This window comes from Vibrio sp. 16 (genome assembly GCF_963681195.1).
Classification (GTDB): Bacteria; Pseudomonadota; Gammaproteobacteria; order Enterobacterales; family Vibrionaceae; genus Vibrio; species Vibrio sinaloensis_D.
The window spans coordinates 1,945,727-1,957,490 of record NZ_OY808997.1 but is presented as its reverse complement, the minus strand read 5'-3'; the positions used below and the strand labels follow the sequence as shown (position 1 = coordinate 1,957,490).

12 protein-coding genes and 1 other annotated feature are annotated in these 11,764 nt (G+C 46.5%); of the genes, 7 read left to right on the top strand and 5 right to left on the bottom strand.

Translation table 11 applies throughout. The features are described from left to right. Positions 1 to 82 precede the first annotated feature (82 nt). Entirely contained in the window at positions 83 to 1,513 is a 1,431-nt protein-coding gene (hldE, locus tag U9J37_RS08820) for a bifunctional D-glycero-beta-D-manno-heptose-7-phosphate kinase/D-glycero-beta-D-manno-heptose 1-phosphate adenylyltransferase HldE (protein ID WP_005472891.1), read from the top strand. A gap of 100 nt (positions 1,514 to 1,613) precedes the next feature. Here the strand turns inward: hldE and arcA are convergent, their stop codons facing one another. After that, a complete protein-coding gene (gene arcA / locus U9J37_RS08815; RefSeq protein ID WP_005472905.1) occupies positions 1,614 to 2,330 on the bottom strand; it encodes a two-component system response regulator ArcA in 717 nt (238 codons plus the stop codon). 327 nt (positions 2,331 to 2,657) lie between these two features. Here arcA and U9J37_RS08810 point away from each other — a divergent pair, with 327 nt between their 5' ends. Together U9J37_RS08810 and U9J37_RS08805 are read left to right on the top strand one after the other, a co-directional pair. Beyond that, positions 2,658 to 3,047: a DUF3293 domain-containing protein gene (locus tag U9J37_RS08810; protein ID WP_005472927.1), complete on the top strand. Its 390-nt coding sequence runs from the start codon at positions 2,658 to 2,660 to the stop codon at positions 3,045 to 3,047. Between the two features lie 89 nt (positions 3,048 to 3,136). Then, a complete protein-coding gene (locus U9J37_RS08805; protein WP_005472882.1) occupies positions 3,137 to 3,619 on the top strand; it encodes a putative 4-hydroxy-4-methyl-2-oxoglutarate aldolase in 483 nt (160 codons plus the stop codon). Positions 3,620 to 3,629: 10 nt separating this feature from the next. Here the strand turns inward: U9J37_RS08805 and U9J37_RS08800 are convergent, their stop codons facing one another. Beyond that, positions 3,630 to 4,094 (bottom strand): hypothetical protein, encoded by a 465-nt coding sequence (locus U9J37_RS08800; protein WP_043887056.1) that lies wholly within the window; start codon positions 4,092 to 4,094, stop codon positions 3,630 to 3,632. Positions 4,095 to 4,365: 271 nt separating this feature from the next. On the opposite strand from U9J37_RS08800, the gene thrL reads away from it, so the two are divergent. The 4 genes from thrL (at position 4,366) to thrC (ending at position 9,238) form a co-directional block, all read left to right on the top strand. Then, entirely contained in the window at positions 4,366 to 4,443 is a 78-nt protein-coding gene (gene thrL, locus U9J37_RS08795) for a thr operon leader peptide (protein WP_072039122.1), read from the top strand. After that, positions 4,371 to 4,497: a sequence feature (Thr leader region), on the top strand. It overlaps the preceding gene by 73 nt. 29 nt (positions 4,498 to 4,526) lie before the next feature. Then, positions 4,527 to 6,986, top strand: coding sequence for a bifunctional aspartate kinase/homoserine dehydrogenase I (thrA, locus tag U9J37_RS08790; RefSeq protein WP_005472878.1), 2,460 nt, complete (start codon positions 4,527 to 4,529; stop codon positions 6,984 to 6,986). Positions 6,987 to 7,001: 15 nt separating this feature from the next. Next, positions 7,002 to 7,958: a homoserine kinase gene (thrB, locus tag U9J37_RS08785; RefSeq protein ID WP_005472828.1), complete on the top strand. Its 957-nt coding sequence runs from the start codon at positions 7,002 to 7,004 to the stop codon at positions 7,956 to 7,958. Then, positions 7,955 to 9,238 carry a threonine synthase gene (gene thrC / locus U9J37_RS08780; RefSeq protein ID WP_005472812.1) on the top strand — a complete coding sequence of 428 codons (1,284 nt, stop codon included), beginning with the start codon at positions 7,955 to 7,957 and terminating at the stop codon, positions 9,236 to 9,238. The genes thrB and thrC overlap by 4 nt, the downstream gene beginning before the upstream one ends. Positions 9,239 to 9,290: 52 nt before the next feature. Here thrC and U9J37_RS08775 read toward each other — a convergent pair whose 3' ends face one another. From U9J37_RS08775 to U9J37_RS08765, 3 genes are all read right to left on the bottom strand, one after another. After that, positions 9,291 to 9,911 carry a TRIC cation channel family protein gene (locus U9J37_RS08775; protein ID WP_005472851.1) on the bottom strand — a complete coding sequence of 207 codons (621 nt, stop codon included), beginning with the start codon at positions 9,909 to 9,911 and terminating at the stop codon, positions 9,291 to 9,293. Positions 9,912 to 9,984: 73 nt separating this feature from the next. Beyond that, entirely contained in the window at positions 9,985 to 10,806 is an 822-nt protein-coding gene (gene btuF, locus U9J37_RS08770) for a vitamin B12 ABC transporter substrate-binding protein BtuF (protein WP_043887055.1), read from the bottom strand. Next, positions 10,807 to 11,760, bottom strand: a complete 954-nt coding sequence (locus U9J37_RS08765) for a cobalamin biosynthesis family protein (RefSeq protein ID WP_005472908.1) — start codon at positions 11,758 to 11,760, stop codon at positions 10,807 to 10,809. Between the last annotated feature and the right edge of the window lie 4 nt (positions 11,761 to 11,764).

Here is an 11,764-nt window from a genome sequence, read left to right as displayed (position 1 = left end):
CTTTAGGTGCTTACTGCTGAGGGTTTAGAGCGTTCAACGGCTGTGCTAAACTCTCGCCAGAATTATATTTTGGAGATCGACGATGAAACCAATCCTACCTAACTACAAGGATGCGGGTGTCTTAATCATTGGTGATGTGATGTTGGATCGCTACTGGTACGGCCCAACTGGGCGTATTTCACCAGAAGCGCCAGTTCCGGTAGTAAAAGTAGAAAACAATGAAGAGCGTCCTGGTGGTGCGGCTAACGTTGCGATGAACATCGCTTCGCTGGGTGGACACGCTCATATTGTTGGTTTAACAGGGATTGATGAACCTGCGAAAGTGCTCAATGAGACCTTATCTGCACTTAATGTAACCTGTGACTTTGTTGGTCTACCCGATTACCCAACGATTACGAAACTGCGTGTGATGAGCCGCGGACAGCAGTTGATTCGCTTAGACTTCGAAGACAAGTTTGAAAACGTCGATTCTGAGCTAATTCTAAGCCGCATGGAGCAGGCGTTACCTAAAGTGAAGTCGGTGGTGTTATCCGACTACGCTAAGGGCGCTTTAGAGCACGTTCAGAAATTTATTCAAAAAGCACGTGCAGTGAACGTCCCTGTTTTTATCGATCCGAAAGGGGCGGACTTTGAACGTTACCGTGGAGCTACGCTACTGACGCCAAATATGGCGGAGTTTGAGCTTGTGGTTGGTAAAGTGAAGTCTACCCAAGAGTTGGTTGAAAAAGGGCTTCAGCTGATTGAAGAGTTCGACTTTGATGCACTTCTTGTGACGCGAAGCGAACATGGTATGACGCTGCTTCGTCGTGGCCAAGAGCCATTCCATTTACCAACTCAAGCCAAAGAGGTATACGACGTGACGGGTGCCGGCGACACGGTTATTTCAGTGTTGGCTGCGTCAGTGGCATCGGGTAAACCTCTTGATGAAGCGTGTGCCTTAGCAAATGCAGCTGCAGGTGTTGTGGTCGGTAAACTGGGTACGTCAACAGTATCAACCATCGAGTTGGCGGAAGCGGTTCATGGTAGTCAAGACACCGACTATGGTGTGATTGGTGAGCAAGCGTTGATTGAAGCGGTGAAAAATGCCCAAGCCAAAGGTGAAAAGGTAGTCATGACTAACGGCTGTTTCGATATCCTTCACGCTGGACACGTTTCGTATTTAAACCACGCCGCTGAACTGGGTGATCGCTTAATTGTGGCGGTTAACACCGATGAGTCAGTGAAGCGCTTAAAAGGCCCTGGTCGCCCTGTTAACCCTACCGATCGTCGAATGGCGGTTCTTGCTGGTTTGGGGGCGGTTGATTGGGTGGTTCCATTTGGTGAAGACACACCGCAGCGACTTATTTCTGAGGTTCTGCCTGATATGTTGGTAAAAGGTGGAGATTACAAACCAGAAGAGATCGCGGGTGGCAAAGAAGTGATTGCTAATGGCGGAGAAGTCAAAGTGCTCAACTTTGAAGATGGCTGCTCGACCACGGAAATTATCGATGCCATCAAAGGCGGTCGAGGCTAATCGACAAAGCCATAAAAAAACGCTCACCTTGGTGAGCGTTTTTTGTTTTTGCTAAGAAAAATGGAGCCATGAGGCTCCATTTTGTATTTTCGAGAGTTGATTACTCTTCAAGATCACCACAGAAGCGGTAGCCTTCACCATGAATCGTAGCAATGATTTCTGGTGTCCCAGAGACTGATTCAAAGTGTTTACGAATACGACGAATCGTTACGTCGACAGTACGATCATGTGGCTTAAGCTCGCGGCCTGTCATTTTCTTCAGCAGGTCAGCACGTGTCTGAATCTTGCCTGGGTTTTCACAGAAGTGAAGTAGAGCTCGGAACTCAGAGCGAGGCAGCTTGTAGCCATCACCGCTTGGGCTAACCAAAGAGCGGCTGTTGATATCCAACACCCAACCGTTGAACACGTACTTCTCTACGCTGCGTTTTTCTTCCGTTACAGCGCTCGCGTTCATTGAGCGATTCAATAGGTTACGAGCACGAATAGTCAGCTCACGTGGGTTGAACGGCTTAGTGATGTAATCATCTGCACCGATCTCTAGACCAAGGATCTTGTCCACTTCATTGTCACGGCCAGTTAGGAACATCAGTGCTACATTGGCTTGCTCGCGCAACTCGCGTGCTAGCAGTAGACCGTTCTTACCTGGAAGGTTGATGTCCATAATAACTAGGTTAACTTGGTTATCAGACAGCACCTGGTGCATCTCTTCACCGTCACTGGCCTCAAAAACAGCGTATCCCTCTGCTTCAAAAATACTCTTAAGAGTGTTACGAGTTACTTGCTCATCTTCGACAATAAGAATGTGCGGGGTTTGCATTGGCGGTACCTAAACTTGTGAAAAAAATGTGCTAATGGAATAAATTTTAGGCAAAAACATAACATACAGGAAATGTGATGTTGATAATAAACCAAAGATTGTAAAAATACACTTTCTTTGATTGCCCGCCATCCTTGGGTTTCGCTCAATTACCTTGTGAGGCTCCAGTTCCTCACTGATTCCATTAGTCGTTGAGGCGGATTTTATAATGTTAACAGCATGCTAACAACGTAGAAGTGTTAATTCCAATCACTTTGTTGATTTATATCAAGAGTTAGAATGTAACAAATATTAATAGTATCAGGTAAATGTAAAACAGCTGATTATATGATGATAGATGCGCAACTTTGGGCGGCATATTGTGAGCCTTACTTTCAGTTCAGTGATGAAATGACGAGCGATTTTTTTGCTGTCATCACGGCATGGAACCCAGCTAGTCAGCGGGTGTCAAATGAGGAAAACCTAAGAAATAATCAACGGTTAGCTCTTGAAATAAGCCATACTAACTATGTCGACGTACTGGTTGGAGATGAAGCATTTACATGGAAAGAAGCAAGCTTTGCCGTTGCTATTGAGCGAGAGTTAGCAATCGAGTTAGGGCGTAAGTTTGGCCAGAACGCAATTTATTATGTTGAAAATAATCAACTTTATCTGCTCTCTTGTTTGCCTGATGCGACAAGTCTCAGAATCAAAGGGTGGCAATCTCGCATAAGGTAAAAGGGCTTAAGAATAGGATTCACTCAGTCTGCTTTGGCCGTTAGCACGGTTTGGTTTAAGAGCAGGCGGAAAAATCTCATGGAGGAAAAATGAAAGATATAACACCGGATATTTGTGATAAGCATGAAGACAAAGTCACGCTAGTGGAACTTCCACTGCACAACTTTGGCGCCAAAAGCGCTTTCTGGGGCGAAATTGTGACAGTGAGGTGCTATCACGACAACTCAATAGTGAGAGATACATTAAGCCAAGATGGCAGAGGCAAGGTTTTATTTGTTGATGGTCATGGCTCATGTCAAAAAGCGCTGCTGGGCGATCAGTTGGCAATTCTTGCTATTGATAATCATTGGGAAGGCGTAATTATTAACGGTGCCATTCGCGATGCGGGTGCAATTGCTGAAATGCAAATTGGTGTGAAAGCCCTAGGTACTTGCCCATTTAAGACGGAAAAGCGCGGAGTGGGTGATGTCAATGTCACTCTGACGATCCACAATCAGATGATCCAGCCTGGGGACTTCGTTTACGCGGATTGGAATGGGGTGTTGATGTCGAGTGAAAAGTTGGAATGGTAAACGCGAACGTTTAAAACCGAAATCCTAACCCGAATTCGACTTCTTGTTGCCACTCTTGATAATCAAGGGTGGCGTGCAAGTCTAAATTCTCGGTGAGTCTTACTCGGCTCGATACCTCTGCAGAAATGGCAGATTCGCGCTTATCGTTACCGAGGCTTTCATTTGTGTATGAATGTAAGGTACTGGCTACCGATACGCGAGGGGTCACCTGATAGCTGACTCCACTGAGAAAGCCCGTTTCGTTGATTCTGTCGCCATTGTTCAGGCGTGCACCCACATACAAGTCAATTTTGTCGAACACGTTATAGGAATAACCACCATCGACCTTCCATGTATCAAAGTCTTGCTGGTCGTTAACGCTGGAAATAAAAAGCTTATGAGGTGATGTGCTTTGTTGGGATGGTAGCGGAGGTAACTCTGTCGCACCAAGAGAACCAGCAACTAACATCGCTGCCAAGCATAGCGTTTTCATCATGCGCTGCCTCTCCTTGGTTACTTTCTCCACTGCAAACCTAATTAAAGCATAAAACTATTGGACTAGGTGCATTTTTTATATAGCCATTAGTTATTAGCTTATATGCCTGCGGTCTCATTAAAACTGTCAATGAATGCCTGCGAGATGTTGCAAAATATGGTGTGAATTGCTTATTGAGAAAACAAAAAATAAAAACTTTTCGTTGACTCGTGTAGAGCAAATAGGTTAAACGTATGGGTAAGCAAACACACAAACGCAACAAAAATTAATTATGCAAAATCACAGCCTAGTAGTAATGACAACAACCATTATTATTACCGACATCACACATGTTGGGGCAGGCTGCTAAGCGAAAGAAATTCAAAAAAAGGCCTGTATCCAACAAGATACAGGCCTTTTTTTATGCCAATTTGAAATCATTTGGAGGAAGGGATGCGAGTTTTAAAGTTTGGAGGTTCATCATTAGCTGATGCAGACCGCTTTTTAAGAGCGGCGGATATCATCGCTAATAATGCACAGCAAGAAGAAGTGGCCGTCGTACTATCAGCACCGGGTAAAACAACCAACAAGCTGGTGGCTGTGATAGAAGGCGCTTTGAAAAATGGTGAAGCGGAGCTGCAAATCGCAGAGTTGGAAGATTCGTTCCGAGACCTTTTTCAAGATATCAAACAGGTGCTACCAAACATTGATGGTAGTGGCTATGACAGCCAAGTGAAAACCTCATTAACTCAGTTACGTCAGTTTGTTCACGGCATCAACTTGTTAGGCATGTGTCCTGATAACGTCAATGCTCGCATTATCAGCAAAGGTGAGCGAGTTTCGATTCAATTGATGAAAGCGGTGCTGGAAGCAAAAGGACAACCTGCTAACTTAATCGATCCGGTTGAGTATCTCTTTGCTAGAGGTGAGCATCTAGAGGCGATGGTTGATGTCGATATTTCAACGCAAAACTTCCGTCAGAAGCCACTACCTCAAGGTCATGTCAACATTATGCCTGGCTTCACCGCTGGCAATGAAAAAGGTGAGCTGGTGACGCTAGGTCGCAATGGTTCCGATTACTCAGCAGCGGTGCTTGCCGCCTGTCTGCGTGCGGATTGTTGTGAAATCTGGACTGACGTGGATGGTGTCTACAACTGTGACCCGCGTTTGGTAGATGATGCTCGCCTACTTAAATCATTGAGCTACCAAGAAGCGATGGAGCTTTCTTACTTTGGTGCTTCAGTGCTTCACCCAAAAACAATAGCTCCTATTGCTCAATTCCATATTCCATGCCTGATCAAAAACAGCTTTAATCCACAAGGTGCAGGGACTTTAATCGGTCAAGATACTGGTGAAGACAACCTCGCGATCAAAGGGATCACAACACTTAGCGATCTAACCATGGTTAACGTATCGGGCCCTGGTATGAAGGGGATGGTAGGCATGGCAAGCCGCGTGTTTGGGGCGATGTCAGCAGCGGGTGCTTCGATTGTTTTGATCACTCAGTCTTCTTCAGAATACAGCATCAGCTTCTGTATTGAAGCGCAAGATAAAGCTCTTGCAGAGAAAGCATTGAGTGAGACGTTTGAGTTAGAGCTAAAAGATGGTCTGCTTGAGCCTGTTGAATTTATTGATGATGTGGCGATTGTGACACTGGTTGGCGATGGTATGCGTACTTCTCGCGGTGTCGCTTCTCAATTCTTCTCATCTCTTGCAGAAGTGAACGTTAATATTGTAGCAATCGCGCAAGGCTCTTCTGAACGCGCCATTTCAGCCGTGATTCCAGAAGACAAGATCTCTGAAGCAATCAAAGCGTGTCACGAAAACCTGTTTAACTCGAAACACTTCTTGGATGTCTTCGTTGTTGGTGTCGGTGGCGTTGGTGGTGAACTGGTTGACCAAATTCAGCGTCAACAAGCGAAACTGGCAGAAAAAGGCATTGTGCTACGCGTATGTGGTTTAGCCAACAGTAAGGGCTTATTGCTAGATAGTGAAGGCTTGCCATTGGATCACTGGCGTGATCGTATGAAGGATGCGTCGGAAGAATTTACTCTCGCGCGCTTGATCTCTTTGGTTCAGCGTAACCATATCATTAACCCTGTTCTTGTTGACTGTACCTCGAGTGAAGCGATCGCAAATCAGTATGCTGACTTCTTAGCGGCAGGTTTCCACGTGGTTACACCAAACAAAAAAGCCAACACGGCAAGCATGGCTTACTACCACCAATTGCGTGATGTTGCGCGTAGCTCTCGCCGTAAACTGATGTATGAAACAACGGTAGGTGCGGGTCTTCCGGTTATCGAAAACTTGCAAAACCTTATCTCGGCGGGGGATGAACTGGAGCGCTTTACAGGGATTCTATCTGGTTCACTTTCCTACATCTTTGGTAAACTTGATGAGGGAATGACGCTCAGCCAAGCAACGAATATTGCCAAAGACAACGGCTTTACCGAGCCAGACCCTCGTGATGATCTTTCTGGTATGGATGTGGCTCGTAAGCTGCTGATCCTTGCTCGTGAAGCCGGTATGAACTTAGAGCTTGAAGACGTGATCGTTGACCAAGCTCTACCACCAGGTTTTGATGATTCGGGCAGTGTGGAAGAATTTATGGCTCGACTCCCTGAAGCAGATGCATACTTCAAAGAGCAATCAGCGAAAGCGGCCGAAGAAGGCAAGGTGCTTCGCTATGTCGGTGAGATCGAAGAGGGCAAATGCCGCGTGAGCATTGCTGCGGTGGATGAAAACGACCCAATGTTCAAAATCAAAGATGGTGAAAACGCATTAGCCTTCTACAGCCGTTACTACCAGCCAATTCCGCTAGTATTGCGTGGTTACGGTGCCGGTACAGAAGTTACCGCAGCAGGTGTCTTCTCAGATGTGATGCGTACGTTAGGATGGAAGCTAGGGGTTTAATCAATGAGTAGTGGTATGGATGTGGTGGTTTACGCACCAGCGTCAATAGGTAATGTAAGTGTTGGTTTTGACGTACTGGGGGCCGCTGTGTCTCCGGTGGACGGTACGCTACTTGGTGATCGAGTCTTGGTCAAATCAGGTGAGCAGCCTTTTAGTCTTAACACTGCGGGCAACTTTGTTTCTAAACTGCCTGAAAACCCGAAAGAGAACATCGTTTACGATTGTTGGACTGTGTTCGCCCGTGAGCTTGAGAAAAAAGGTGTCTCTTTACTCCCTCTAGAGATGACTCTAGAAAAGAATATGCCAATTGGTTCTGGTCTAGGCTCGAGTGCATGTTCGATTGTGGCTGCGCTAGATGCGCTAAACCGTTTTCATGGTCAACCTCTAGATGAGACTGAATTACTCGCTTTGATGGGGGAAATGGAAGGTAAGATTTCTGGCGGTATTCATTATGATAACGTTGCGCCCTGTTATCTGGGGGGCGTGCAACTGATGCTTGAAGAGCTGGGTATCATTAGCCAAGAGGTTCCTTGCTTTGATGATTGGTATTGGGTGATGGCGTACCCGGGCATCAAAGTGTCCACCGCTGAAGCGCGTGAAATTTTGCCTTCGCAATATCGTCGTCAAGATATCATCGCTCACGGCCGTCATTTAGCAGGCTTTATTCATGCGTGCCATTCAGGACAGCCTGAGCTTGCGGCAAAAATGATCAAAGACGTGATCGCAGAACCATATCGTGAGAAACTGCTACCGGGCTTTGCTGACGCTCGTAAATATGCAGCAACAGCAGGCGCGTTGGCGACGGGTATTTCAGGAAGTGGCCCGACGCTGTTTAGCATTTGTAAAGAGAAAGATGTCGCTGAGCGTGTTGCACGCTGGCTTGAACAAAATTACGTACAAAATAAAGAAGGATTCGTCCATGTTTGTCGCTTAGATAAGCAAGGTTCGATCGTTACAGGAAGTGAGCTATGAAGCTTTACAATATAAAAGAAAATGATGAACAAGTTTCCTTTGGCCAAGCCGTTCGCCAAGGGTTAGGTCGTAACCAAGGCCTTTTTTTCCCATCTGAACTGCCAACGTTTGATGATGTGGATGCTCTTTTAGCTGAGGACTTTGTTTCTCGTAGCACCAAGATTTTGTCAGCATTGATTGGTGATGAGCTAGCGCAAGAGCAGGTTCACTCAATGGTTGATGCTGCATTTCAATTTCCGGCGCCAATCAATAAAGTCAAAGATGGCGTTTACGCGCTTGAACTTTTCCATGGCCCGACCTTAGCGTTTAAAGACTTTGGCGGTCGTTTTATGGCGCAATCTTTAGCTGCGGTTTCTGATGGCGGAAAAATCACTATTTTGACAGCAACGTCCGGTGATACGGGCGCAGCCGTCGCGCATGCTTTCTATGGCATGGAAGATATCAACGTTGTGATTTTGTACCCGAAAGGCAAGATTAGCCCGCTACAAGAGAAGTTGTTCTGTACTCTGGGCAAGAACATTCACACTGTCGCGATTGATGGCGATTTTGATGCTTGTCAGGCTTTGGTTAAGCAAGCATTTGATGATGCCGCGCTACGTGAAGAGATTGGTCTAAACTCGGCTAACTCAATTAACATTAGCCGTTTGATGGCTCAGATCTGTTATTACTTTGAAGCTGCATCTCAGTTGACTAAAGAACAGCGTGAAAACCTTGTTGTGTCGGTACCTAGTGGCAACTTTGGTAACTTAACGGCGGGTCTATTAGCTAAAGCGCTTGGGCTACCAATTAAGCGCTTTATTGCTGCGACCAACGAAAATGACACCGTTCCTCGCTACCTAGAAACAGGTAAGTGGGATCCTAAACCAACGGTTGCAACGACATCGAACGCAATGGATGTTAGCCAACCAAACAACTGGCCACGTATCGAAGAGCTGTGCCAGATTAAAGGTTGGGGCTTAGATACGTTGGGCAAAGGTAAAGTGTCTGATGAGCAAAGTGCAGAATCTGTACGTAAGTTGAACACGCTAGGTTACCTGTGTGAACCACATGGTGCGATTGCGTACCGTCTACTCGACGAACAATTGCAAGACGGTGAAACTGGCCTATTCCTATGTACAGCGCACCCAGCTAAGTTCAAAGAAGTGGTTGACGAGATTTTAGGCTCTGATATCGACCTGCCAGGACCGCTTGCTAAGCACGCGGAAATGGAGCTACTTTCTGAAGACCTAGCGAATGACTTTGATTTACTGAAAGATGTACTTCGCCGAGTACAGAAGTAATTGCTAAAGATAGAAAATTAAAAAAGGTCACCTCGGTGACCTTTTTTATTGCTTAACGATTTAGTGCGAAAGTTGGTAAAGATAAGTGCCATCGAATCGCGCCTAAACGGATAAGCAGCGTAGATAAGACACCCGCTAGGAATGCGGTATCGCTGTCTTGTCCCATGGCAAGTGCCGTCGTATGGAAGACGCCACCGATAATACAGGCTGTCGCATAAACTTCGCTTCGCAGTACCATTGGCACTTCACGCGCGAGCACGTCACGAATAATGCCGCCGCCACAACCAGTAATGACACCCATAATGACAGCGACTAAAGCTGAGTCTTGGTAGGCCATGGTTTTCTCGACACCAATCCCTACAAACACCGCTAAGCCAATAGCGTCACAGACTGGCAGAATCCACCAAGCGAGTCGCTTGGGTCGTCTAACCACAATCATGGTGATAAGACAGGTAATTAAAATGGTCCAAAGGTAGTTGGTATCGGTTATCCAAAACACAGGTGTCGCACCCAACGCCATATCGCGAATTGTGCCACCACCAATCGCCGTAACACTACCTAATACAGCAACGCCGAATGGGTCCATTTTTAATCGACCTGCGAGTAATACGCCTGATATCGCAAATATGGCAGTACCGAATAGGTCAATACTATAAAGCAGCATGGAATCCATGTTACTCACTTCTCTTACTTAAATAGGGGACAGAAAACGATGCTGAATTGTACGGGATCTCAAGAGGCAATCGTTAGCGTTTTTGCCGAACAGCCTCGAAATAGTCACAGACTTGCTCAATGGCGCGAAGCGTACGTGGCGTTGGTCGATTTAGCCAATCAGACTCAAGGCTCCAGACGTGGTCATTTCTGACTGCGCTCAGCTCTTTTTCCCACTTAGCCCACATGTTGCCATTCTTAATTGCATGCTCTGACGTGAAAATAACATCGGGTTGTTGCACCAGTACTTGCTCGACGCCAACTTGAGGGTAGGGCGCAGCACTATGTTCAAAAATGTTTTCACCGCCACAGAAGCTAAACACCTCACTAGGCCATTTGCCTTGTGCGACGGAGATGATCGGCTGCTCACTCAATTGATAGAAGTAGCGTATTGGCTGAGTGGTTTGATACTTGGCTTTGAAGTTGCTTAACTGCTGACGAAAATCTGCCGCCGCTTTCACACCATCGCTAGGTGAGGCGCTGTATTGGCTGAGGCGCTCAATATTGTCTGCAATATCACTTAATGAGTGGGTTTGAGAGTAGTAGATGTTAAAGCCAAACTGCTTAAGTTTCTCTAACTCCTTTTGTGGGTTACCAGATGGCCAGGCAATAATTAAATCTGGCTGCAGGGCGATAATGCGCTCTATCTTGATGCCTTGGTAGTTGGCGACTTTCTCCAGCTTTAAGGCTTGCTCTGGGTAATCACTGTGTTCACTTACCGCGATGAGTTTATCACCTAACCCTGCCGCGTATGCGAGCTCCGTTGCATGAGGAGCGAGACTAATCACTTTTTCTACAGGTGCGGCAAAAAGCGTTGAAGAGAGTAAGCAAGTGGCAAATGCAATGAACTTACGCATCTATATCCCTTGATAAACGGCAGCCATCGCTGCACTTTGAATCAATACCCAAGCGAACATCCTCCACGCTAGCAGTTTTTGGACTTGAGCAATATGTAAGGCAGAAGGGGCAATTCGACCGCCGAGTTTTGCTCGCTCAGATTTTTTTCCGTCGTAAATCGCAGGCCCGCCAAGAGATAACTCAAGCTTTGCTCCGACAGCGACCACTAACCAAGCAGGACCGGGGAGTGGCCACGACTTAGCTTGCTGCTTGATGAGCGTAAAAACTTGCTGAGTACGATTTCCAACAGCAATCATCAGTGCGAATAGCCTTAATGGCACAAAATCCATGATAGCAACGGCTCTAACTGCAGGGATTCCGAAGGGAGAGAACGCTTGACGAGATGGAGACCAAGCGCGTGCGAGCTCAACCATCATTCGGTAGATGAACGCGCCAATACCGCCGGTAATTGCGAACCAGAAAAGAACTCCCACCACATTGCGTCCATACGACATAATCAAGGTTTCAGTGCCCGCTTTTCCTAGCCCAAGCAGTGAAAGTGGTTGGGTCGAACGATTGACGATGGGATTAAGCAGCATCTTCGCTTGCTTTTTGTCTTCTCTTGCTAATGCCGCGACAAATTGGGCGGTGAACTTATCGGTGTTGCGCCAATCAATCGCAAGAAGCAGGAAGGCAAGTTCGAACAGTTGGGGTTGCCAAACTAATGGCTTGAGAGCAACTAACACGGCCAGCATAGGAATAATCATGAGTAGCCAAGCGAGGCTGCCAGAAATGATGCTTTGTTGATAGTTGTTGTTGGTATTGACCTTATCGGCCAATTGCTCGGCGAATTTATGCCAAAGAATGGCAGGGTGCGCTTCTCGAGGAAAGGGAAGCACCAAGTGACAAAGTAGGGCGCCCCACAGAACAAGGAGCGCACCGTTGGAATAGAGTTGGTTAAACAAATCTTCCATGATG